At 33.9% G+C, this 22,786-nt stretch carries 24 protein-coding genes and 3 tRNA genes; 9 read left to right on the top strand and 18 right to left on the bottom strand.

Annotated features, from left to right (window positions below):
• The first annotated feature begins 47 nt into the window (after positions 1–47).
• Together QY331_09185 and QY331_09180 are read left to right on the top strand one after the other, a co-directional pair.
• Positions 48–587, top strand: coding sequence for a hypothetical protein (locus QY331_09185; protein WKZ68125.1), 540 nt, complete (start codon positions 48–50; stop codon positions 585–587).
• 13 nt (positions 588–600) lie between these two features.
• Positions 601–2,814, top strand: coding sequence for a zinc-dependent metalloprotease (locus tag QY331_09180; protein WKZ68124.1), 2,214 nt, complete (start codon positions 601–603; stop codon positions 2,812–2,814).
• Between the two features lie 74 nt (positions 2,815–2,888).
• Here the strand turns inward: QY331_09180 and clpP are convergent, their stop codons facing one another.
• The 3 genes from clpP to QY331_09165 form a co-directional block, all read right to left on the bottom strand.
• Positions 2,889–3,530, bottom strand: coding sequence for an ATP-dependent Clp endopeptidase proteolytic subunit ClpP (gene clpP, locus QY331_09175; GenBank protein ID WKZ68123.1), 642 nt, complete (start codon positions 3,528–3,530; stop codon positions 2,889–2,891).
• Positions 3,530–4,831, bottom strand: coding sequence for a trigger factor (tig, locus tag QY331_09170; GenBank protein ID WKZ68122.1), 1,302 nt, complete (start codon positions 4,829–4,831; stop codon positions 3,530–3,532). The genes clpP and tig overlap by 1 nt, the downstream gene beginning before the upstream one ends.
• Before the next feature lie 32 nt (positions 4,832–4,863).
• Positions 4,864–4,948: transfer RNA gene (locus QY331_09165), tRNA-Leu, on the bottom strand.
• Between the two features lie 374 nt (positions 4,949–5,322).
• On the opposite strand from QY331_09165, the gene glmS reads away from it, so the two are divergent.
• From glmS to QY331_09135, 6 genes are all read left to right on the top strand, one after another.
• A complete protein-coding gene (gene glmS, locus QY331_09160; GenBank protein WKZ68121.1) occupies positions 5,323–7,155 on the top strand; it encodes a glutamine--fructose-6-phosphate transaminase (isomerizing) in 1,833 nt (610 codons plus the stop codon).
• Positions 7,156–7,167: 12 nt separating this feature from the next.
• Complete coding sequence (locus QY331_09155; protein WKZ68120.1) at positions 7,168–8,487, top strand: cyclic 2,3-diphosphoglycerate synthase; 1,320 nt, start codon at positions 7,168–7,170, stop codon at positions 8,485–8,487.
• Positions 8,484–9,431 carry a carbamate kinase gene (gene arcC, locus QY331_09150; GenBank protein ID WKZ68119.1) on the top strand — a complete coding sequence of 316 codons (948 nt, stop codon included), beginning with the start codon at positions 8,484–8,486 and terminating at the stop codon, positions 9,429–9,431. The genes QY331_09155 and arcC overlap by 4 nt, the downstream gene beginning before the upstream one ends.
• A gap of 39 nt (positions 9,432–9,470) precedes the next feature.
• Positions 9,471–9,815 (top strand): four helix bundle protein, encoded by a 345-nt coding sequence (locus QY331_09145; GenBank protein ID WKZ68118.1) that lies wholly within the window; start codon positions 9,471–9,473, stop codon positions 9,813–9,815.
• 83 nt (positions 9,816–9,898) lie between these two features.
• Positions 9,899–10,900, top strand: a complete 1,002-nt coding sequence (argF, locus tag QY331_09140; protein WKZ68117.1) for an ornithine carbamoyltransferase — start codon at positions 9,899–9,901, stop codon at positions 10,898–10,900.
• Between the two features lie 56 nt (positions 10,901–10,956).
• Positions 10,957–11,029 (top strand) — tRNA-Phe (locus QY331_09135).
• 1,063 nt (positions 11,030–12,092) lie between these two features.
• Here the strand turns inward: QY331_09135 and QY331_09130 are convergent.
• The 14 genes from QY331_09130 to QY331_09065 form a co-directional block, all read right to left on the bottom strand.
• Positions 12,093–12,794, bottom strand: a complete 702-nt coding sequence (locus tag QY331_09130; protein WKZ68116.1) for an outer membrane beta-barrel protein — start codon at positions 12,792–12,794, stop codon at positions 12,093–12,095.
• A gap of 138 nt (positions 12,795–12,932) precedes the next feature.
• Positions 12,933–13,163 (bottom strand): hypothetical protein, encoded by a 231-nt coding sequence (locus tag QY331_09125; GenBank protein ID WKZ68115.1) that lies wholly within the window; start codon positions 13,161–13,163, stop codon positions 12,933–12,935.
• 130 nt (positions 13,164–13,293) lie between these two features.
• A complete protein-coding gene (locus tag QY331_09120) occupies positions 13,294–13,569 on the bottom strand; it encodes a hypothetical protein (protein ID WKZ68114.1) in 276 nt (91 codons plus the stop codon).
• A 149-nt stretch (positions 13,570–13,718) separates the two neighbouring features.
• Positions 13,719–15,140, bottom strand: coding sequence for a DnaB-like helicase C-terminal domain-containing protein (locus QY331_09115; protein ID WKZ68113.1), 1,422 nt, complete (start codon positions 15,138–15,140; stop codon positions 13,719–13,721).
• Positions 15,140–15,847: a hypothetical protein gene (locus QY331_09110; protein WKZ68112.1), complete on the bottom strand. Its 708-nt coding sequence runs from the start codon at positions 15,845–15,847 to the stop codon at positions 15,140–15,142. Before QY331_09110 ends, QY331_09115 begins: the two co-directional genes overlap by 1 nt.
• Entirely contained in the window at positions 15,834–16,268 is a 435-nt protein-coding gene (locus QY331_09105; protein ID WKZ68111.1) for a hypothetical protein, read from the bottom strand. The genes QY331_09110 and QY331_09105 overlap by 14 nt, the downstream gene beginning before the upstream one ends.
• Positions 16,265–16,471: a hypothetical protein gene (locus QY331_09100; GenBank protein WKZ68110.1), complete on the bottom strand. Its 207-nt coding sequence runs from the start codon at positions 16,469–16,471 to the stop codon at positions 16,265–16,267. Before QY331_09100 ends, QY331_09105 begins: the two co-directional genes overlap by 4 nt.
• A gap of 64 nt (positions 16,472–16,535) precedes the next feature.
• Positions 16,536–16,715 carry a hypothetical protein gene (locus tag QY331_09095; GenBank protein ID WKZ68109.1) on the bottom strand — a complete coding sequence of 60 codons (180 nt, stop codon included), beginning with the start codon at positions 16,713–16,715 and terminating at the stop codon, positions 16,536–16,538.
• 104 nt (positions 16,716–16,819) lie between these two features.
• Positions 16,820–17,614, bottom strand: coding sequence for a hypothetical protein (locus QY331_09090; protein WKZ68108.1), 795 nt, complete (start codon positions 17,612–17,614; stop codon positions 16,820–16,822).
• A gap of 137 nt (positions 17,615–17,751) precedes the next feature.
• Positions 17,752–18,225 carry a hypothetical protein gene (locus QY331_09085; protein WKZ68107.1) on the bottom strand — a complete coding sequence of 158 codons (474 nt, stop codon included), beginning with the start codon at positions 18,223–18,225 and terminating at the stop codon, positions 17,752–17,754.
• Between the two features lie 9 nt (positions 18,226–18,234).
• On the bottom strand, positions 18,235–18,492 hold the full coding sequence (locus QY331_09080; protein WKZ68106.1) for a hypothetical protein: 258 nt from the start codon (positions 18,490–18,492) through the stop codon (positions 18,235–18,237).
• Between the two features lie 37 nt (positions 18,493–18,529).
• Complete coding sequence (locus QY331_09075) at positions 18,530–18,997, bottom strand: hypothetical protein (protein ID WKZ68105.1); 468 nt, start codon at positions 18,995–18,997, stop codon at positions 18,530–18,532.
• A gap of 76 nt (positions 18,998–19,073) precedes the next feature.
• Positions 19,074–19,514 (bottom strand): hypothetical protein, encoded by a 441-nt coding sequence (locus QY331_09070; protein WKZ68104.1) that lies wholly within the window; start codon positions 19,512–19,514, stop codon positions 19,074–19,076.
• Positions 19,515–19,758: 244 nt separating this feature from the next.
• Positions 19,759–20,775 (bottom strand): site-specific integrase, encoded by a 1,017-nt coding sequence (locus tag QY331_09065; GenBank protein ID WKZ68103.1) that lies wholly within the window; start codon positions 20,773–20,775, stop codon positions 19,759–19,761.
• 91 nt (positions 20,776–20,866) lie between these two features.
• Here QY331_09065 and QY331_09060 point away from each other — a divergent pair.
• Positions 20,867–20,935: transfer RNA gene (locus QY331_09060), tRNA-Ser, on the top strand.
• A 175-nt stretch (positions 20,936–21,110) separates the two neighbouring features.
• Here QY331_09060 and QY331_09055 read toward each other — a convergent pair.
• Positions 21,111–22,736, bottom strand: coding sequence for a sodium-dependent transporter (locus QY331_09055; GenBank protein WKZ68102.1), 1,626 nt, complete (start codon positions 22,734–22,736; stop codon positions 21,111–21,113).
• Between the last annotated feature and the right edge of the window lie 50 nt (positions 22,737–22,786).

The following is a 22,786-nucleotide window of genomic DNA, read 5'->3' as shown; positions in this document are numbered from 1 at the left end:
CTAATTTTTTCATCTCATTATATAATAATATAAACTAGGAGTAAGTTATGTATCGAAATGCAAGAAAATCCTTGTTGTTTTCGCTACTATTAATTTCACTTACAGTGAGTGGATTGGTAGTCGAGAAAGCAACACTTGAGGAAATTACAGAAGAATCCCAAGTCATAGTTCATGGCAAAGTAATTAACAAAGTATCGGTTTGGGAAGATAAACAAATAAACACTTACCTAACATTGCAAGTCTATGATGTTGTGAAAGGTAACGGTATACAATCAACAATCACTGTGAAGCAAATGGGCGGTTCTGTTGGTGCTTATTCGGATGAAGTTGCCGGTCAACCGGTTTATGAAGTTGGTGACGAAGTATTCTTTTTCTTAGTTGACTGGAAAGGGAATTACTGGATTCATTCAATTGCAATTGGTGGTTATTCTGTTGTTGAAACCGGTGGAGTTAAGTATGCAGTTAATGGATTTAATAATATCGAGTTCGTTGAATCGATTCAGAAAAAAGTTGGTGAGGATTTAAAGGGTGAATACTCACTTTCCGAATTATCTTCAAAAGTAAAATCATTATCGGTAAGAGAGTAGGGGGAAAATGAAAATGAAAAAACTAACATTATCACAAAAAATATTTATATCAATAATCGCCGCAACAATTGTCGGTTTTTGTATTATCACAAATTCAGCTGGTGTTTACCGGAGTTACTGGGCGGAAGATCTACCTCTTGTTATTCAGATGAATGTTGATACACCAACTGAATACGATCCGGTAGTTCAACAAGCAATTGATATGTGGAATGAAGTTGAGGGTTCTTATTTTGCATTTGATCTTGGTGCAAGAACAAATGCAAACGGTCCGCAAACCGATGGAATCAATTTGCTTTACTTTGACTCTAACTATGATAATTTTACTCAAGGTTCGAATACAATTGCATTTAGCAGAACAATCACTTCAAACGTAGGTGGTTACCATGCAGTAGAGTCAGATTATATTTACAATGCCGCTGGTTATCCACCGGCAACTAACGGAAGTCCGAATCAAATGGATTTGTTGACAATAACTCTTCATGAGATCGGTCATCATCTTGGATTGATGCATCATGGTGATGCAGGAAACGCAAACGGTGGCGGATCTGCAGGTTGCGGTCCTAATTTACCATCTCAAGTTATGTTCTGGTCGGTAGGGTTTGGAACTCAAAAACATCAGTTGTTCTTACACGATGAAATGGGAACCGTTGCAATCTATCCAAACTTTTTACTTCTAGGAAGCATTGTTGATGCAGATACTGATGAACCAATTGAGAATGCTAAATTAGTTTTTAATGAAGGAACTTACGCTGCTCAAGTTGGAGATGTTGAAAATGCAGCAGGCAGAGATATGCGTCCAGGGGAAGTATTTACTGAAGCACCAACTCTCTCTGATGGAACATTTCTTTTCGCTATAAACACCGAAGCTTTTTCATTTCATGTAGAGAAATTTGGTTATGAACCTTCCGAAGTTACTAATGTAGATTTTAATACTCCTGTTGGTTTCGGAGACACACAACAATTTGAGGCTGATTTTCAATTAACAAAGACAGCGAGAGTAAATCTTGCTGGAACAATTACAAACGCAAAAACAAATCAACCAATTCAACCTGAGGTTAAAGTTACTTGGGTTGGTGATGAAAATGAAACTCAATCTGCAGTCGCGGCATCAGATGGTACATTTTCCTTCGAAGTTCCTTCCAATGCATATTATACAGTAGAGTTCTTTTTTGATCCTCCATTTGAGCCTTACTACGTAATGGATAGTTTATTGGTAGGTTCAACAAATTCGACACTAGATGTTAATATTGATCCAGCTAATTTGCTCTTCATTTACGATGTAGCCAATTCAGTTTATTCCTTTGATTATAGAAATGTTCTTCAAAAGTTTGGTTATGGTCATGTTGAATGGAGTATTGATGAAAAAGGCGGTGCTCCATCAGCTGAATTATTAGATGAGTTCAGTGATCCATTGACAATCTTTTGGGTTTCCGGTGGTGATACTACTTCCAATTTGAATGAAGAGGACGTTACTTTACTTGAGAATCATTTAGCAAAGGGACAACGTCTTATCATGACCGGAAGAAACATTGTTGAATTTACAGATAGTACGTCAAGTTTATTTACCGAATATGCTGGTGTAGTGCATGTAGGTAATTCTTCAGCCTTAAGAGCACGTGGATTTGAAGGAGACATTATTGGAGACGGTATAAGTTCACTAATGGTTGGCGCCGGTAAAGATCTATTACAACTAAGTGATGCACGAAAAGGTACTGTTGATCGAGTTTTTTATTATGGTACTAGTGATGCCGATTCTAATAATATTGCCGCTGTTAGAAGTCAAAACGAAGCTGAAGGTTGGAAATTTATACTTTTCGGCGATGGTTTAGATAAGATTTCTGCGGCAGCAAGAGATACCTTATTAGCCAGATCACTTAAATATGCCGGTAATTCAGATTTTATAACCGGAGTTGAAATTGACGTTAGAAATGATGAATTACCTAATGTCTATTCAATTTCGCAAAATTATCCTAATCCATTTAACCCATCTACAACTATAAGTTTTAGTTTACCGGTTAATGCAAATGTTTCTCTAAAAATATTTAACATTCTTGGTGAACAAGTTGCTGTGTTAAAAGATGGTTTTATGAATGCAGGCTCATATGAATTAAGATGGGATGCTGTAAGCGCGTCTTTAAGCAGCGGAATTTATTTTTACAATATTAATGCAGAAGGAATGAACGGTACTCATTTCAATCAGACTAAAAAGATGATACTTCTAAAGTAATCAGAGGAAGTTAGTCAATAAAAAACCCCATCAAATTTTGATGGGGTTTTCTATTTTAAAGCTTATGAGAATATTTATTTTTCTTCTTTCTTTGTTCCCGGTAATTTTCTTTTTTCTAAGACCGTATCAATTAACTTATATCCTTTAGCTTCTTCTGAAGTGAGATAATAATCTCTATCACAATCCTTTGCAATCTGTTCCACTGTTTTACCGGTATGTTCTGCTAAAATTTTATAAATTGTATCACGTGTCTTTATCATTTCTTTGGCATGGATTTCAATATCAGTAGTTTGTCCGGATAATCCACCAACCCAAGGTTGATGAATCATAATTTTTGAATGGGGAAGAGAAGATCTTTTACCTTTTTCGCCACCGGCTAATAAAACCGCACCCATACTTGCTGCCAATCCCACGCAAATTGTTGATACATCTGCTCTAATGTATTTCATAGTATCATAAATTGCTAATCCGGCTGAAACGCTTCCGCCCGGCGAGTTTATATATAAATAAATATCTTTCTCCGGATCTTCTGCTTCAAGAAATAATAATTGAGCAATAATTAAACTTGCAATATGATCATCAACAGCAGTACCTAAGAAAATTATCCTTTCACGAAGTAAACGTGAGAAAATATCCATTCCACGTTCACCGCGACCGGTTTGTTCAATTACATAAGGAATTAACTGATTATAAATTTCAAATTTTTTATCAGACATTATTTTTTATCCTTTTTTTCTTTTGCTCTGGTTTCTGGGTCAATTTCTTTTATTTTCGCATTCTCTTTAATCAAATTGACAACTTTATCTTCTAATATACCGATAGTTCTATTTGAATCTTTATAGAATTTCATCAACTTCTCTTTTGAGATGCCCGTTTTAACTGCTTCATCTTCTGCCAATTTTTCTAAATCAGAATCTTCTACTTTTATATTTTCTTTTTCGGCAATACTTTCCATAATAATCTGCCATTTTGCATTCCATTCTGATCGTGGTTTCAAATATTCTCGAACCCCATTCTCATCAAAAGTGTGCATCATTTTTTGACGTTTTGCATTTTCTTTTTCTGATTCCACTAAGTTATTCAAAATCGTTTCAACATAACCGGGAGGAACATCAAACTTATTATTCTCAACAACTTTATTTATTAGAGAGTTCATAACAATATTATCAGATTGCGAATCGTAATAGGATTTGTAATTATCTCTTATCTGTTGTTTAAATTCATCTAGGGATTTTGCTTTTGATCTGGAAATCTTGGATAATAACTCTTCGGTTACCTCAGGAAGAACAATTTGTTCTATACTTTTAACAGTTCCGGAATATTTGAACTCTTCGCGATGAAGTTCTTCACCGTGATAGTGTTCATCAACAAAATCGAATTTAAATTCATCGCCGACTTTTTTGTTCATCAAACTTTCAAGAATAGCCGGATTAATATTTGCCTCACTTAAATCAATCAACATATCTTGCTGACTCTGGCCGACAATAGGAAGCGCTTTATCATCCATACGTTGAAGATCGACCTTTACTCGAAATTTCTCATCTGTAATTTGATCGGCTTCTTTGAACTCTGCTTGAGATTTAAGAAGATTTGTGACCTCACGTTCAATATCTTCTTCTTTTACTTTGAAGACGGGTTTTTCAACCTCAATATTTTTGTAATCCTTGACTTCGATTACCGGTTTAACTTCGTATTTAACTTTGAAAAAAAGTTTTTCTCCAATTTGGAAATCAATATCGGTCAATTGAGGCATGCTGAGAGGTTTAAGATTCAATTCATCGGATACTTCCCAAAATTTCTTTTGAGCAATAGATTCGCTTGCCTTATATTCAATTGCTTCGCCGTAAACTTTTTTCAACATTGACATAGGAACTTTGCCTTTGCGAAAGCCGGGCATCTCAATTTTTTTTCTTTCCTTTGTATAAGCTTCTTCAATATCTTTTTTTATTTCATCATATGATAACGTCACTTCTAATTCATGCTCATAACTACCAAGCACATTAACTTTTGAATCCAATTTTGACCTCGAAATTTATTAATGAAGGAAGATGGTACGAGAGGGGGGACTCGAACCCCCACACCTTGCGGCACTAGATCCTAAGTCTAGCGCGTCTGCCAATTCCGCCACTCTCGCAAAGAATCACAAAAATACTTCTTTGATTTTTCAAAATCAAGATATTCTGCTTCGATTTTAATTCAATTTAATTTTCGGAAATCGATAAATGCAGTCGATCAATAGCCTTTGAGTCATGGTTCCGTTGAATACCAATTTTGGTTAATTATGATATAAATCAAAACCAAAATAAAGTTACATGGAAGTCGGTTTACCTTGATAATCTAATCAAATTTTCTGAATTTACAGATCAAATATTTTCAAATTATTATGAATTATTTTTCAGGCGAAGAAAAATTTTACCTCCAAAAACTCAATCCAATGCTGTTACGGCATTGTCCAGATCTTTAACATTCATTTCTTTTGTTTTTATCAATTATTTAAAGGAGTAAGATATGTGCGGTATTGTTGGATATATCGGAAATAAAAATAGTGTGCCTATTATTATAGATGGCTTAAAGCGCTTAGAATACAGAGGTTATGATTCTGCGGGAGTTGGAATTCTTGGTGATGTTTCCGCCGAAGTATATAAAACTGAAGGAAAAGTAAGTGAGCTGGAAAATCACATTGCAGAATTTAATTTGAATTCTACAATTGGGATTGGACATACTAGGTGGGCTACACACGGTGTTCCTAATACAGTTAATGCACATCCTCATTTTAATAATGATAAAACTCTTTTAGTTATACATAATGGTATTATTGAAAATTATTCAGTTCTCAAACAGAGTCTAAAAACTGAAGGTTATGATTTTGTAAGTGATACGGATACTGAAGTACTCGTAAATCTTATTGATACTTTCCTTAAACGTGGGAAGAATTTAACCGAATCAGTTAGGCTTGCACTTGCAAAAGTAGAAGGTACTTATGGAATTGCAGCGATCTTTAAAGAAGAATCCGATAAAATTGTTGTTGCCAGAAAAGGTTCGCCATTGGTGATAGGTGTCGGTGAAAATGAAAATTTAATCGCATCCGATGTAAACGCATTGATTGCCCATACACATAGAGTCGTATATTTAGAGGATAATGAAATAGCTGAAATTTACAGAGACAGATTTGTTGTTAAAACACTTTTCGATGAAGAACTCAAGAAGGAAATAGAAGTAGTTGATGGTAACATCGATGAAATTACTAAGGGTGGATTTCCACATTTCATGCTGAAAGAAATTATGGAACAACCGGAATCAGTTTTCAATTCGATGCGTGGAAGATTAATTCTAGATGAAGGTTTGGCAAAACTTGGCGGCTTAATCGGTTATGAAGATAGACTTGCTCATTCAAAGCGAATCATTATTTGTGCTTGTGGTACTTCATGGCATGCCGGTTTAGTTGCCGAATATATGATTGAACAATTTGCAGATATTCCTGTTGAAGTTGAATATGCATCAGAGTTTAGATATAGAAATCCAATCCTTTCAAAAGAAGATACCGTAATTTTTATTTCTCAAAGTGGTGAAACTGCTGACACACTAGCTGCACTTAAAGAAGCAAAACGTAAAGGGGCATTATGTGTTGGAGTTGTAAATGTGGTTGGAAGCACAATAGCAAGAGAATCACATACCGGAGTGTATATTCATGCCGGTCCCGAAATTGGTGTTGCCTCAACAAAAGCTTTCACTTCACAACTTATAGTACTTTCATTAATTACTCTTCTACTAGCAAGAAAGAAGAATATGAGTATGGTTGAAGGGAAAGAATTAGCAAAAGCAATTCAAGAACTACCTAATAAAATCAAAGAAATTCTTAGTCAAAATGATTTGATTGAATTGGTGGCGGAGAAGTTTGTCAATGCGAATAATTTCTTATACCTCGGAAGAGGTTATCAATTCCCGGTTGCTCTTGAAGGGGCACTTAAGTTAAAAGAGATTTCTTACATACACGCTGAAGGTTATCCAGCCGCAGAAATGAAACATGGACCAATTGCATTAATTGATGAAAACATGCCCGTTGTATTTATTGCACCAACAGATTCTGTTTATGAAAAAGTAATTAGTAACATAGAAGAAGTAAAAGCAAGAGGTGGTAGAATTATAGCTGTCGCAAATAATGATAATGGTAAGATCGATGAACTAGTTGAACAAACAATTAAAATTCCGTCAACACTCCCAATGCTTATGCCGGTACTAAGTGTGATACCGCTGCAATTATTGGCTTATCACATAGCCGTTAAGAAGGGATTGAATGTTGACCAACCGCGAAATCTCGCAAAAAGTGTAACAGTTGAATAAAAAGGAGAAAAAATGTCTAAGAAGAATGTACTTATTATGGGAGCTGCCGGTCGTGACTTCCACAACTTCAATGTCTATTTCAGAGATAATGAAGACTATAACGTTGTAGCATTTACAGCTACTCAAATTCCTAATATTGATGATCGTAAGTACCCAGCAGAATTAGCTGGGAAACTTTATCCAAATGGAATTAAAATTTATGCAGAAAGTGAACTTGTTGATTTAATTAAGAAATTCGATGTTCATGAAGTTGTATTCTCATATTCCGATGTTCCTTTTGATTATGTTATGACAAAAGCTTCTATCGTAAATGCTGCCGGAGTTTCTTTCAGATTGATGGGCGCAGCTGAGACAATGGTGAAAAGCACAAAACCGGTTGTTTCGGTTCTTGCTGTTAGAACCGGATGTGGAAAATCTCAGACTTCAAGAAAAATTGTCGAATTGTTAAGAGCAGCAGGTAAGAAAGTAGTAGCAATTCGTCACCCAATGCCTTACGGTGATTTAGTAAAACAAAAAGTACAAAGATTTGCAACTCTAGAAGATCTTAAAAAACATGAATGTACGATTGAAGAAATCGAAGAGTACGAACCACATATCGCTCTAGGTGGAATTATTTACGCCGGTGTTGATTATGAAGCGATTTTACGTGAAGCTGAAAAAGAAGCTGATGTTATTCTTTGGGATGGCGGAAATAATGATACTTCATTCTATCATGCAGATGTTACATTTACAGTTGCCGATCCTCACAGACCTGGACACGAGTTGTACTATTATCCCGGCAATACTTCATTAAGAATGGCTGATGCCGTTGTTATCAACAAAGTAGAAACTGCCGATGGTCAAGATATCTTAGAAGTTATGGAAAACATCAAACAAGTTAATCCAAAAGCTACAGTAATTGAAGCTGCCTCTCCATTGTTTGTTGACCATCCGGAATATATTCGTGATAAAAAGGTATTAGTAGTTGAAGATGGACCGACATTAACTCACGGAGAAATGCAATATGGTGCAGGTACTGTTGCTGCCGAAAAATTAGGTGCCGCTGAAATTATTGACCCAAGACCTTATACAGTAAAATCAATCACAGAGACTTATGAAAAATATCCGGAAATTGGAGTTTTATTACCTGCTATGGGTTATGGTGAGCAGCAAATGAAAGATCTTGAAGAAACTATAAATAAAGTCGAATGTGATTCCGTCGTAATCGGAACACCGATTGATTTAGGAAGAATCTTGAAAATCAACAAACCTTCGACTAGAGTAAAATATGAACTTCAAGAGATCGGACAGAATACGGTTGAAAAAGTATTGATAGAAAAAGGAATCTTATGAAAAAGTTAGCAGTTGTCGCTTTCGGTGGTAACGCATTACTCCGCGGCAATGAAATTGGTACTATTGAGCAGCAAGAAAAAAATACATACGATACTTGTAAAAAAATAATTGGATTATTAAAGCAAGATTTTAACCTTATCATTACTCATGGAAACGGTCCGCAAGTAGGAAATATTCTTTTGAGAAATGAAGCCGGTTATGAAAAATACAAAATTGCTAAGATGCCGCTCGATATTTGTGTAGCCGATTCTCAAGGTGGAATCGGTTACATGATTGAACGAATGATGTTGAATGTTCTGAATGAAGAAAAGATGAAGAAGAATGTTGTTTCTCTAATAACACAAGTTTTAGTTGATAGGGAAGATCCTGCATTCCAAAATCCTACTAAACCGATTGGTCCATATTATATCAAAGAAGAAGCTGATCTTTTAGCAAAAGCTAATGATTGGCAATTCAAAGAAGATCCGAGAAAAAGAGGATGGAGAAGAGTTGTAGCTTCACCAAAGCCAATTGATGTTTTAAACAAAAAAATCGTAAAATATTTAGCAAAAAAAGGTAACATCGTTATTGCAGCCGGTGGTGGCGGTATTCCGGTTTTCAGGCATAAAGATAAACATCTTGAAGCTATCGAAGCTGTAATCGATAAAGATTTAGCTTCTGCACTTTTGGCAAATGAAATCGGTGCTGATGCATTTTATATTATCACGGATGTTCCCAAGGTATATGTTAATTTCAATAAACCTGGACAGAAACAACTAGACCAAATTACAGTTCCCGAGATCATGAAGTATTTTGAAGCTGGTGAATTCGCAGCCGGAAGTATGGGCCCGAAAGTTCTAGCTGCGGTTAATTTTGTTCAAGGTGGGGGTAAAGAAGCTGTTATCACATCCGTAGAAGAAATTCATCTTGATAATTGTGGAACAAGAATAAATCAGAGTACGTAAAGTTTGTAAAGTCAAAAAGTTCATAAAGTTGGAAGTGTTTTGAAATTTACTAGATTTGAAGAAATACTTGCCTGGCAGAAAGCTAAAGAATTGTCGCCTCTAATTTACACTACTTTTTCTGATTGCAGAGATTATTCGTTTCGAGATCAGATTCAGAGAGCTTCAATTTCGGTAATGAACAATATTGCAGAAGGATTTGAAAGAAGTAGTAACAAAGAATTCAAACACTTTTTATTTATTGCAAAAGGAAGTTCAGCAGAGATTAGATCGATGATTGTAATTGCATCTGAATTACGTTATGTAAATAAAGAGACAGAACTAAAAATCTATAATCTATCGGAAGAAATCTCCAAAATGTTATCCGGACTAATAAAAACTTTATAGATTTTTCAAACGTGTAAACTTTTTAAATTCTATAAACTTTACAAACTTTAAGAATTTTATATACTTTTAACTAAGAGGAAAACATGGCATTTAATTTAAGAAACAGAAACTTTCTAAAACTGTTGGATTTCACTCCACAGGAAATAAAATTTTTACTTGATCTTTCTAAAGATCTAAAAACGGCAAAATATGCCGGTACAGAAAGACAAAGACTAAAAGGCAAAAACGTAGTTCTACTTTTTGCAAAAGATTCGACAAGAACACGTTGCGCCTTTGAAGTTGCCGCAATGGATCAAGGTGCCGGCGTAACATATTTAGGTCCTGCTGGTTCGCAAATGGGTAAAAAGGAATCGATGAAAGATACTGCGCGTGTTTTAGGTAGAATGTATGACGGCATTGAATATCGTGGATTCGGACAAGAAATAGTTGAAGAACTTGGCGCTCACGCCGGAGTTCCGGTTTGGAATGGTTTAACTAACGAGTTTCATCCGACACAAGTTCTTGCCGACTTCCTAACAATTATGGAACATTCGGATAAACCATTAAATCAAGTAACATTAGCATATCTTGGCGATGCTAGAAACAACATGGGTAATTCATTAATGGTTGGATGTGCAAAAATGGGTATGAAGTTTAGAGCCGTAGCTCCCAAAAATTTATGGCCGAATGAAGAACTCGTTAAAACATGCGAAGAAATTGCCAAAGAAACCGGAGCTAAAATTACTCTAACAGATGATCCGGTTAAAGGAGTTGAAGGCGCTGATTTCTTATATACAGATGTTTGGGTATCAATGGGTGAGCCGGAAGAAGAATGGGAAAAAAGAATTAAACTTATGAAACCATATCAAGTCAATATGGAAATGATTAAGAATACCAAAAATCCGAATGTAAAATTCCTTCATTGTTTACCGGCTTTTCACAATAGAGAAACAACTGTTGGCGAAGATATATTCCAAAAGTTCGGCTTAGAAGCAATGGAAGTTACAGACGATGTTTTCGAATCCGAACATTCAATTGTTTTTGATGAAGCTGAAAATAGATTACATACCATTAAAGCAGTCATGGTTGCAACGTTGGGTGATTAATAAATTTCCTTTTGGAAATGATTCAGAAAACATCTATTTTTGAATTCGTTTTTTGAGGGCAGATAGCTCAGTCGGTAGAGCAAAGGACTGAAAATCCTTGTGTCGGCGGTTCGATTCCGTCTCTGCCCACAAAGAATGCAACCCGTGTTACCGAGCACGGGTTTTTTAATATCCGTTTATGTGTAGAAAACGAAACTTTTTGTTAGTCGGACAGTTATCTAACCAACTCACCAGAAAAATGACTTATTAAACCTTAATGCTAATTTGATTAAAAAGTGTCATCAATTTGTCATCAATTTTGTCATCAATTTTTGACACTAAGGTTAATCTGATGAAATCACTAATTCAAAGAGCTTTAAAACGAAAAAAGCCCGCAAGGAAAATCAAAGGAGTGTCCGACTCCAATAAAACCTTGTAGGCAATTTTCTCTTTCAAACTTTTTATTTATGGACATTGTTTATGGTTTATTGCTGTGCTAAATCTCTTTTGGAATATAGCATAACTTTAATAAATGTCAAGATAATAACAGAGATTTTTAATCAGCTATACTCATAATTATGTAATAGGCAACTATCAGATAAAAAAACTTTATTGAGAAATAACCGTCATCACCCGATTCAGTAAAATTTTTAATTACGTTAAAAAGAACCAGAATGTAGCAAAAAAGTATTATGAAATATGTAAACTTTCCTAAAGAATAAATCTTGCTTGCGTCATAACTTCCAGTGAAAAATTTATACCCACCAAACAACGGTAGCAAACTCACTAACAATACTATCAAAATAATTAGAATGAAGAATATTAGATGCAGGTATTTTTTTACCGGATTAGAGAGGGGATGTTTTTTCATCTGCTATCTCAAATACTTTTTTATGAAAAATACTAAAAAAATAAATTCCTCCCATGTGTGGTTTTCAATGTTATTCTTTTTTATAGTGTAGAAAAACTGATTTTAGGGACGTGAAAAACTCAATATTGCATCCTTTTAAGTTGTCCGAAAAATTTTGTTATTCAACTCTATTTTCTTCACGTTGATTTAGCTTTCCCAAGTGCTCGATGCATAAAATATTTTATCTCTATTTGTAATAAAAATTTTAGTATTTATTTTACTCTTTTTAGGGACATAAAAAAATAAATTCTCTTACCAATCAGAAATAACGGGTATTCAGCGTGAATCTGATTGTAGACTAAATCAAAAATGCACTGAGAGAGTAATTGTTCCTGCTCCTATAGCAAAAAATGTTGCGCTTCTTCCTTTTTGTATATCAGTCTCTGTTCCTTCCCTAATTGTAACTTCTGGTTCAAAATAATTTCTAAAACCTATAGTGTATTTACCACCTAAAGAAATACCCTCTGTAAAAAACCACTCAAAACCTAAATTCATTCCAACACCGAACGATGAACTTGAATATTCTTCAGTATAGTCATCACGTGATTGCTGTAAGTAATTTTCTCTATTCTCTGCGTAAGTTCCACCATAATTTAAATTAAGTCCTAAATAAGAACTTATATTATAGAGACTTGCGAAATGATAATTAATATCAAAACCCACGCCTACATAAGTGCCAGTTGTCTCGTATTCTGTGCCATCATCTGCTTTATACTTACTAGAACCAGTGCCGAATCCAAAGCCCAACAATAATGAGATATGTTTTGATGTAAAGTATTTTATACCTATTCCCTGAATGGCAAGTAGTTCAAAATTATTACCTGTGGAAGATTGTGTCGCACTTACATTTTCTCCACCTAAATCACTTTGGAATGGGGTATAAGAAAATACAAGAGCTTTAGAACCTGCATAAACTTCAGGTTCTATTCCGTTATAGTTTTCATTTGCTTGTGCAAATAGTATTACTGAGGAATAAAATGTTAATAGTATAATGACCTTAAACATGTTACCTCCTAAATTAATTTTTAATTAGAAATATTTTATGATGTAAACAATTATCACGACAGTTTAAAATAAGATAATTGTAAATTAAATACATTGAAGAAATAGAAAATAATAGTGTGCGAGAAAAAGATGAGGAAATTAAATTTCGGTGTAAACAATACAAGTAATTATACCATTTAATCGAAGCGATTCAATTTTTTCAATTATAAAATCTACAAGATTAGTCCCTTTCGGAATTTCAAACTTTTTACCTTCTATATCAACAGAAGATTTTGACTCAGAAGTTTTGTAGTCGATTGTAATGACAGTTTGTTTCTTTGGTAATAAGATTTCTTCAATTCTTTTTAATCTGTTTTCAAGTTTCCGCATTGTTTTCCCTTATGATGTAATAACCTGCATATTATTTTCATTCAGTTCACAGATATGTAGTAAAGAACCCATTCTGGACTGATTTTTTGTTCTAATACCCGAATACGTTTTTCAAAGTTTTTCATTATTTTTACCAATTTGATTTATTATTCGGATTCTCGTTACTTAATTTTTCTTCTAAGTTTGCCAGTCGTGTTTCATATTCAACAAGCTGAAGATTCGATAAGTAAGAGTTGAGTAAATAACTTAATGTCTTAGCTTCGTCAGATTGAGTTTCACCTCTAATAAAGGATGATATTAATTGTGATTGCATTCTTAAACAATCACGTGAATTGAACTTCTTTTTCTTCGGAATTATTATCCCAAATTTGTTAATCATACTCTCATTAAGTATTGCTAATTTCATTGTTTCACCTCTTGAAATTTTTATAACTCTATGTAACAATTAATGTTAGTTCCAAATACCCTTTAAATCGCATTTTAAAACACTCTGAGAGACTTTTTTGTTTTGCCTATACATTTGTATCCTTACCTAATTGGAGTCTTTAAATTGCTTTAAATAGGGAATCTGTCATCTCGTTCATACCAGTTTGTTTCCGGTTCTCTGTGAGTTGTTCTGTTTGGTTTTGTTTCTACTTCGATATAACGATTATTTTGGAATTGCGTTATGAAAGATTTATTTCCTTTACTATGCCGGATACCTCTAACTGTTACAATAAACTGATCTTCTTCAATCGTATAGTTGTATTGCCCATGAAAAGGATCGTTAAATTTTACTGATTGACCTTTCTCGCCAGCTTGGACGTAAATGAAGTAATTTGCATCTCTTTCTAATCCTTTGTGTTCAGCAACTCGTTCACCTGATTCATTGCTTTGTGAAATAAGGATTATAGGAATTTCCAATTTCATTGCTAGTTGCTTGAAGAATCTACTTAAATGATTTAGTTCTTCTCTTCGGTTTTGGAATTTTTCTATTGAGTTGATCAACATCAAGTAATCTATTACGCAAAGTTTTAGTTTATATTTTTTCTTCCAGATTCTAAGTTTATTAGCAATTTGATACTCATCAAGAATCTTATCGGAGATTATTATTTTTGACCCTTGCAGTTTTTCGTAAGAATGTCTTTTAAGAGTTTCAATTTCTTCGAGTGTTAATTTGCTATTGCTATCATAACCTTTAGGATTTCTAAGTTTTTTGAACTCAATTCCCGTTCTCATTGATATGGATTTCCATTCGGTTTCTTCCCGACTATTCTCAAAAGTGAAAATACAAACCGGCAGTTGCTGATCTGCACCAATATCTAAAGCTATCTCGTGCGCTAAACTTGTCTTTGTGCTTTTTTCTTTACCATAAATACCGATTAAATCAGTTGGCATAATTCCGCCTATTATTCTATTTAAGGAGGGAAGGGTTTCCAAGCGAAGAGCTTCAATTTCTTTTTCACCTTTACTTCTTACTTCAAGATCATCAAATATTTCATCAAGTCTTTCTGATAACAATTTTTCATCATTCGCAATTGAATCGAACTCGTTACTCAGTGAACCAATTTCTTTTTCTGCCTCAGAGACTAAATCAAAAACATCTTCTTTCTTCATAGATCGATTAATGATATTGAAGCATTTTTTTATTAATTGACGTGCAAGGAATTTCTCGAATACGATTTTGCTGTGATAACCAAGATGAGCAGTCGAATTAAAATATTCAACTAAGTTTGAGATATATTGTATTCCGCCTGCTTTACTTAATAGATCCTCAGCTTTTAATTTTTCGTAAAGCGAAATTTGATCAATAGGTTTTGAATCTTTCTCTATGTCTAAAATAGCATTGAAAATTACTACATGTTTTTCCTCAAAAAAGTGGTTAGCTCTTACTATTGGTTTGATTTCATCGAGACTTTGCGGTTCGCTTATCAAAGAACTGATAACTATTTTTTCCGATTCTAAATTATACGGTAATTGTTCTATGAGATTTTTCATTAAGAATTTAACTCCAATATTTTGCCATTTTGTTGATTAGACTGATTTGAACCTTCAATTATCTCATCATTCCAAGATTCATTATTTAGATAGGTCATGGGGTCTTTCCTGTATTTTTTGTTGGGTGTAGCTTTTATATATACCGGGAGGGTATTAAATATTTTTTCCTTATCTGATTTACTAATCATCTTCCATTTCTTTATGCATTTATTCTTACATACTTTCTTATCATATAACAACCAAAAATTTTCAAAATCATTATCAACTGATTCTTCTTTTTCTTGTTCTTCTTCTTGTTCTTTTTGCGATAACGTATTTATACTGTATTGATACTGTTTGCATACTCTATAAAACTCATTTTTTAGTTGCTTACTTTTTATACTTTTGAGTTCTTTTTCCATACAAGCTATTACTTTTGGAGAATTGCTGTAATTATATTTTAGCCAATTATTTAGTAACACTTCCTTTGTCTTTTGATCATATTTAATCTTCCCATAATCAATGAATTTGCTCATAAGTTTTTCAACGGTGTCATTGTTATATCCGGTTTCAAATTGAATAATCGATTTGGGAAGTTCGTAAATACCAATCTGAGAGGTCTTTGAATTTGTCATAAGGTAGAGAAAGAAATACTTTTCCTCCGGTGTTAGTTCTAATACAAAAGGATCACTCCAAAATGAGATATGCACATTTCTATAGATTGCCATAACTCACCTCCAAATTATCGAAAAACAACAATTCTTCATGCTCTTTTGAATGTGCTTCACTCTGATGGGGAATGTGGAAATCTTCTAATCTCAAAATCCATTGACGGTCAACTTTATCGGATTGATAAGGACTGCGGATTCCCTTCTTTAATAATTGTTCTCTTGTGGTTTTATAAGTTGTTCCATTAATCCGGCACTCAACAAAATCAAAACTTAACCGTAAAATCATTTCTTCATTGATACCGAGACCCTCACCAAATAACCGGAATATATTTACCTTGCTTTTTGATATGAGTTCTAGAGTTCTGCTTTTACGATGGAGTGTCGCTAGTTTCTTCGGTTTTTTAAATATTGGCATATTAAGAAATATGTTGGCTTTATTCTCTTCTGCTTCTAACATTATCTGGTAATAAGTTCTCATATCAACCCCCTCAATAATTTGTCAAGGTGATTGATTTCCGAATTTAGTTTTCTGATCTGGTTTAACTTATGCTTAATGGTTGATTCTTCAGCACCGGCTAATTGTAATTTTTGAATTTGACCGGAGATGAACTTTCTAAGATTCCATTTCTTAAGAAATCTTGATTGCAATTCGCTTTTAGATAAAATATTCTTATTTTCCATTTGTCTTTGCTCCAATTATAGAGTTTTATGTTTGGCCGGTGTCTCCGAAGCACCGGCTTTTTAATTAATTGATTACAACTCTTTCCCTTTTAATTTTTTCGAAGGCTGCGGATTTCAAGAACGAGCTTAATGACAAAGCCCTGCTTTTAGCTTCGCGCTCAAGCTGTTGCTTTTGTTCTTTACTTAAGTAAATATTTAGTGATGTTCGATTGTTGCTTGCTGGATTTGAATCTTGAGTTTCCATATTGCCTCACAATTGTTGTTAGATTGTTTCGGTCGCAATATGAATAATTTGATATTAGAAGTGAATTTTGTGGAGTCGAGTAGCTATTGTGGAATCGAGTAGTTTTATTTGGTTCCTTTGATTGTTATATCTTCTGAAAATCTTTTATGGAAACGATCTACTAATTTCTTATTAATATTTTTTAATTCTGCATCTTTATTGTAGATTTTTTTATCTAAATATTTTTGAGGGATTAACCAATTATTTGATTTACTAGCTTCAAAAAGAGCATTTCTACGCGGATAGGTTACTAATCCATCATTTTTTTTGTGATAAAGTTCTTCAGCCTCATTAAATATTTTTGTCTCATCTTGAATTGTCCATTCGGGTCTTGTATTAGCACTCGCTCGCGAATATTTAAGCAACTTATTTACAATATTTTCCATACCAGAACTTAGTATTTGGTTATTGAGTTTTAATGCTAGACCATAAAAGGCTATAGCTGCCTCTGCATAGTTTTCAATTACTTCATCAATTCTTTCATCAGATATATTGTCTATATCATTGGCAACTTTTGCTTTCTTTAGTTCACCTGAAAGAGGAAGACTAATCGGCTCCGGTATTACAGCACCCCCAGTGTTTCTTACTATGGTAAATTTTTCTTTAATTATTTTGTTTGTCTTAAAGTGATTAACTATATGATACGTGAATCCATCTCTGAAACGCTCATAATCTTCTTGATCTGCCCAAGAAATATTATCGAAACCAGCAGTTGATACTAGTTTATCAAAACGTTCATTAGATTTTCTGATAATTGTATTGAACTTTTTAACTCGAGAACGTAAACCCTCTAGTTTCATTGAAGGTTCTATATCCGTTTCATTTTTAGTTCTTTTCGATTGTTGTTTTTTCTTTCCCATATAATAAAAAACCCTCTTAGCTTACTCACTCATCGGTTGCGTCCGATTCCCAAATAGGGAAGTAAACCAAAAGGGCTTTAATAAATTTTCTTATGTCATCGCAATTATTGAGTGATTTATTTTTTTTAAAAAGTTAGTTACAATGTAAATCCATAACCAACAACAATACCAAGATTTGAGAGGTTAGTTTTATTAATTAACTCTCCATTTAAACCAAAATACAAAAGAGTTTTTTCAATTTCTAAAGTGTATCCTATTGTTAAACCGATACCATAACCCCAGTATAAAATATTAGAGTTCCTATACGGAACAATTAAAAATTGTAGTTTGGTATAGAAAGTTCCATCAGGTTTCAAATCTCCTAAGAGTAATTTTGCACCACTAGAAATTATTAAAAGATAATCAGTTAATATTTCTCCATGAAAGTAATTGCCAATTCCCGATGCCCAACTGATTTTCTTATTTAATTGTAGATCGTAGATTAACGCGAACCCAGCAATAACGTCTCCGTTTATTTTAAGTCCACCTTTTGCTTCAATCCCTAGTCGGTTGGAATTTGGTTGAGCAATAGTTATAAGCGGAATTATCAAAAGAAATATTACTGACCTCATTGCGTCACCTTATCCTTCATCCATCAACAAATCATTGAAAACTACTTTGCCTGTATCCTTCTGAATAAAAATACCGTAACTACTTCCTAATCCATTAAACTCTGTTCCGTCTGGATTTAAATAAGCATAAACGATATACCAGCAATTATCCGGCACACCACCAAAAATTGCTGCTTTAGGTTTTTCAAGACTAATTCGAGACATCCTTTTCATAAGGTCAGGAACTTCCTTTTTCGCTATTTCAATCGCTTGTTCTTTTGTAATCATTATAATCAAACCCAATTATAATTTATTAAAATAATAATCAATTGATTGAAGAATCGCTTTCTTTCAACTCCGCTAAATCTTCAATTTTAATACTTGGTTTATCTTCATCAATATGCGAGTAAAAACTTTCTTCCCAAACGTCAAGTTGTTCTAAAAAACCTATATTATCATATTCTACTTCTGAGCTATACATAAAACTAGTAAATGAATCACTCCCAACTCCTGGAGTATAAACACTTCCACCCTTCATTAATTCAAACCTTGATTCGGTAATTAGTAGCGAAGTAAAATCCAAACTCCCATCTTCCCATCTAAGGGATGTTGAAATATCTATATCACCTACTATTACTTCTTCCGGGTATTGTTTAATTGCGTGGTATGCTTTAGTCAGACTTATCAAATCCTTCGAAGATATTTTATATTGGGTATGATGTGTAATTAAGTCATTAAGTAGTCTTAATATTACATCAATTACTGAATATCTTTCGTCGTCAATATTGCTCATTAGGAAAATTCTATTTAATTAGTTCCTTAATAATCTTCAGTTAGACTAACTGAAAGTAGCTTTTAAATTCTATTTTTTACTCTTCTCTCAAAGTTTTTATTGCCCTGCGAATGGAATAAAACCCTATTCTTATTGGATACACAAACAAGAAAATTATACTTGCAAACAGATACATGTAATATTCATAATCCGCATATCTAGGGTATTTTGATTTATAATATTTAGCTAAAACTCCTTTTTTCTCAGATATAGTTGGTTGTATATGATGCCTCTTCCGGTATTCACTCTTCCACGGACTTAATTTGAGTTCATTAAAAACATTAATGGAGTATTTATTAATCAAATGGTCTATCTGTTCTTGAGTAAGTTTTTTTACTTGAAGTGCCTCTTTATGGGAAGTATCAAAATCATTTTTATAGATTATAAAAATTGTTAAAAATATTACCCCTATTGAAAGAATAGTAATAGAAAAAATAAGAATCTCTCTTGCAATAACTTTTTTGGTTTTTGATTTCAATTTATTTCACCAAGTCATTTTCCTAAATTTAAACTGCAAAGATTTAACGACAACTGCAATCAAAAATGCTTTTACCCAAATTCAAATGTCTATTTACATACTCTTATTTTTTATTATTTTGTTGCTTGGCTGTATTCTTAATTATTATTAAGAGTTGATTAGATGGACTGGGTCATTTTAACCAATTTCACTTTAAAAAAGCCGAGTTGAGCGATAAAATTGTCGCCAGCATTAGTAATTTTCTTTAATTTATAGTTATTAGATTTATTGAATTTCTCAAATCCTCACTCCTTAAATGAGAATAAATTTGTGTTACTCTCAAATCTGAATGAGTCATCAATTTAGATACTTGGTAAAGCGAAGCACCTCTTTGAATCAACCAACTTGCAAACGTATGTCTCAATGAGTGAAATGTAAGCTTAGAATTAAGTCCGGCTTTCTTAACATATTTCCTAAACTTTTTTGAAATGAAATCTTGCTTAATTTTCTGTTCCTTGTATGTAAAAACTAATAATTCATTTTTTTTCTTTAACTCTCTTTCCGTTAATATCTGCAAAGCAGAAATATTCAATGGTATTGAATGAACTTTCCAGCTTTTTGTTAATGAATTTCTATTATCAAGTATAACCGTATTATCTCTAAAATTAATTTGAGACCATTGTAATGAGATTAAATCACTCTGCCGGAGTCCGGTAAGCAGGGCAAAGTTAAATAAGTCTCTCAAATCAGAATCATCAACAACACTAATTAATTTTTCAAATTGTTCTTCAGTAAAAAAGTAGGGGAGTCTTTCCGGCAATTTAGGTTTCTTAATGCCTTTGACTGGATTCTCATCAATATAGTTTTTTCTAATAGCCCAATTAAACGCTGATGATAAATTGGCAATATCACGTCTGACAGCATAAGCAGAAACCTTTTTTAACCTATCTTCAAAGTAGTTTTGAACCTTAGCATTCCTTAGCATTGAAAGGGGAGGATTTTCAACAACTTTTTCCAATTCATTGAATGTTGTTCGAATTGATTTTGTGTGATTCGGGCTGTGAATTGTTGAAGAATACTCAAGAAATTGCTCACTCAATTCATTCAAAGATATAGGAATGTTTTTCTCAATGCTTCTCTGCTTCAGTTCCTTCTCAAATTTAGAAAGAAACTTTGTTGCTTCGGATTTAAATTTTGTTTTGGTGGAAATACAAGTTCGCTTACCATCCGGTTTATCATAATAAACATAATAGAAACCATTTGAGCGTTTAGAAAGATACATTTTACAACCTCCCTCTAAAGCTCTTGGAATTAGAAATCTTTCATCAAAATTGTCATCAAATTGTTATATTGGGACGAAAAATCGGGAATTTGGGTTATAAAGTCGGTAGAGCAAAGGACTGAAAATCCTTGTGTCGGCGGTTCGATTCCGTCTCTGCCCACAAAGAATGCAACCCGTGTTACCGAGCACGGGTTTTTTTATATCAAAAACTCAATTTAATCATTATTTTTTGATGACCGCAGTACCTTAATAAAAAATCGCATCGCAAAATAAGTTATTAATCCCCAAGAACTTAACATCATTATAATTGCTTCAGTTGTCATATTTACCGCTCACTAGTTTTTAGTTTTCCAAGCTTTATGAACTAAATAAACTAAGACAGAAAAAGTAGAAAGTAAAACTACACGTGTAATATCTTTTATAAAAATATGAGTGAATTCTCCGTCATTGAACCAAGTATAGTCATTTTCATTAACGTGGAAAATAACACCGAGTACACTGTCGCCTGCTAATGGCCAGCCATCTCCGGAGGTAAGTAAACCTATAGCTGTTGCCCAATCGGTTGCTGGTTTTATCATCGCACCAAGAAATATTATCGTTATAAAAAACGGGGTAATGTACTTGATGACAAATTTGAAGAGTTTTGGTATCATAATATCCGATCCACGATTTATTTCTTCCCAACCGTTTTCTATGCCAAACACAAATGCGAATACTATTGACTCGAGCAGAGCGAATGTCACAAGGGAAAAAGTTCCCGTCCAAAAATCAAATTCATCAAACGAACCACCGGGGTAAAGTATAACACATAGTAAACCAAGCATACATGCCGCTAAACCGAAGACTACAGCGGATGATTTACGTGAGAGATTGAATTCATCATTTAGAAATGCTAATAAAGGCTGCCCCATAGCGATCGAAGAAGTAATGCCGGCAAAAAATAGTAACCCAAACCACATTGCACCTGCGAATGGGGCGAACCATCCCCAGTTGTTAAATAGTGAGGGTAAAGTCAAAAACCCAAGTGCAAACCCGCTTCCTCCTGCGGTTGAAGACTGCACGACTGCTAATCCTAAATATGCCGTGGCAATCGGGATTAAGATCGTTCCTCCAAGAACAACTTCAACAAATTCATTTAGCCAACCGGCTGAAGAAGCATTAAGTGCAATATCTTCCTTTTGTTTAAGGTAAGAGGCATAGCAATGGATCGAACCCATACCAACCGAAAGAGTGAAAAAGATTTGACCGGCTGCGGCTAGCCAAGTAGTCGGGTTTGAGAGTCCGGAAAAGTTTGGCTCCCAAACAAAATTCAATCCGGTAAAAGGACTTTCTATTACGCCCGTATCTACAGACGATAAACTAAGTCCTTTTATAGCTAAAATAATTCCGAAAGCAATTAACAGTGGCATTCCGATTTTGGCAGCGAGCTCTATTCCTTTTACCAAACCTCTTGACAAAATCCAAACATTTAGAGAGATAGTAAGTATAAACCAAAAAAGAGCTTCAAACGGAAAAGCGATAAGCGATCCTTCGTGTATTCCCAAATACTTTGGGAAAAAAGTATAAGGGTCAATACTTGTAAAAGTACCGATTATAGAATGGAACGCATATGCCAAAGTCCAAGATTCTATATATGCATAATACGATGCGATTGTTAAGTTCGAAAACAATCCGAACACACCGATATATTTTAAGAATTTATTTTTACCCAGTACATGAAACATTCCCGGAGCTGAGTGGTGTCCAAACTTACCACCATGCCTTCCTATAGCCCACTCTATATATAAAAGGGGAATACCCATAAGAAGAAAAGAAATTAAGTAAGGAAGAATAAAAGCGCCACCGCCGTTCTGTGAAGCTTGAGCGGGAAATCTTAAAAAATTTCCTAAACCAACTGCATTACCTGCCATTGCAAGTACAAGTCCTACTCTGCTTCCCCATGATTCTTTGTTAATTGTCATATAGCTTTCCTAGATTGATGAAGTATTCACTCTCACAAATCGAACTTCTT

The organism is Melioribacteraceae bacterium, from assembly GCA_030584085.1.
Lineage (GTDB): Bacteria > Bacteroidota > Ignavibacteria > Ignavibacteriales > Melioribacteraceae > SURF-28.
Note: the sequence above shows the minus strand (reverse complement) of the source record. Positions and strands in the feature narration are given on the sequence as shown.

Coding starts and splice junctions, on each gene's coding strand:
- QY331_09185 (WKZ68125.1), top strand. CDS start 48: ATGTATCGAAATGCAAGAAAATCCTTGTTGTTTTCGCTACTATTAATT.
- QY331_09180 (WKZ68124.1), top strand. CDS start 601: ATGAAAAAACTAACATTATCACAAAAAATATTTATATCAATAATCGCC.
- clpP (WKZ68123.1), bottom strand. CDS start 3,530: ATGTCTGATAAAAAATTTGAAATTTATAATCAGTTAATTCCTTATGTA.
- glmS (WKZ68121.1), top strand. CDS start 5,323: ATGTGCGGTATTGTTGGATATATCGGAAATAAAAATAGTGTGCCTATT.
- QY331_09155 (WKZ68120.1), top strand. CDS start 7,168: ATGTCTAAGAAGAATGTACTTATTATGGGAGCTGCCGGTCGTGACTTC.
- arcC (WKZ68119.1), top strand. CDS start 8,484: ATGAAAAAGTTAGCAGTTGTCGCTTTCGGTGGTAACGCATTACTCCGC.
- argF (WKZ68117.1), top strand. CDS start 9,899: ATGGCATTTAATTTAAGAAACAGAAACTTTCTAAAACTGTTGGATTTC.
- QY331_09130 (WKZ68116.1), bottom strand. CDS start 12,794: ATGTTTAAGGTCATTATACTATTAACATTTTATTCCTCAGTAATACTA.
- QY331_09125 (WKZ68115.1), bottom strand. CDS start 13,163: ATGCGGAAACTTGAAAACAGATTAAAAAGAATTGAAGAAATCTTATTA.
- QY331_09120 (WKZ68114.1), bottom strand. CDS start 13,569: ATGAAATTAGCAATACTTAATGAGAGTATGATTAACAAATTTGGGATA.
- QY331_09115 (WKZ68113.1), bottom strand. CDS start 15,140: ATGAAAAATCTCATAGAACAATTACCGTATAATTTAGAATCGGAAAAA.
- QY331_09110 (WKZ68112.1), bottom strand. CDS start 15,847: ATGGCAATCTATAGAAATGTGCATATCTCATTTTGGAGTGATCCTTTT.
- QY331_09105 (WKZ68111.1), bottom strand. CDS start 16,268: ATGAGAACTTATTACCAGATAATGTTAGAAGCAGAAGAGAATAAAGCC.
- QY331_09100 (WKZ68110.1), bottom strand. CDS start 16,471: ATGGAAAATAAGAATATTTTATCTAAAAGCGAATTGCAATCAAGATTT.
- QY331_09095 (WKZ68109.1), bottom strand. CDS start 16,715: ATGGAAACTCAAGATTCAAATCCAGCAAGCAACAATCGAACATCACTA.
- QY331_09090 (WKZ68108.1), bottom strand. CDS start 17,614: ATGGGAAAGAAAAAACAACAATCGAAAAGAACTAAAAATGAAACGGAT.
- QY331_09085 (WKZ68107.1), bottom strand. CDS start 18,225: ATGAGGTCAGTAATATTTCTTTTGATAATTCCGCTTATAACTATTGCT.
- QY331_09080 (WKZ68106.1), bottom strand. CDS start 18,492: ATGATTACAAAAGAACAAGCGATTGAAATAGCGAAAAAGGAAGTTCCT.
- QY331_09075 (WKZ68105.1), bottom strand. CDS start 18,997: ATGAGCAATATTGACGACGAAAGATATTCAGTAATTGATGTAATATTA.
- QY331_09065 (WKZ68103.1), bottom strand. CDS start 20,775: ATGTATCTTTCTAAACGCTCAAATGGTTTCTATTATGTTTATTATGAT.
- QY331_09055 (WKZ68102.1), bottom strand. CDS start 22,736: ATGACAATTAACAAAGAATCATGGGGAAGCAGAGTAGGACTTGTACTT.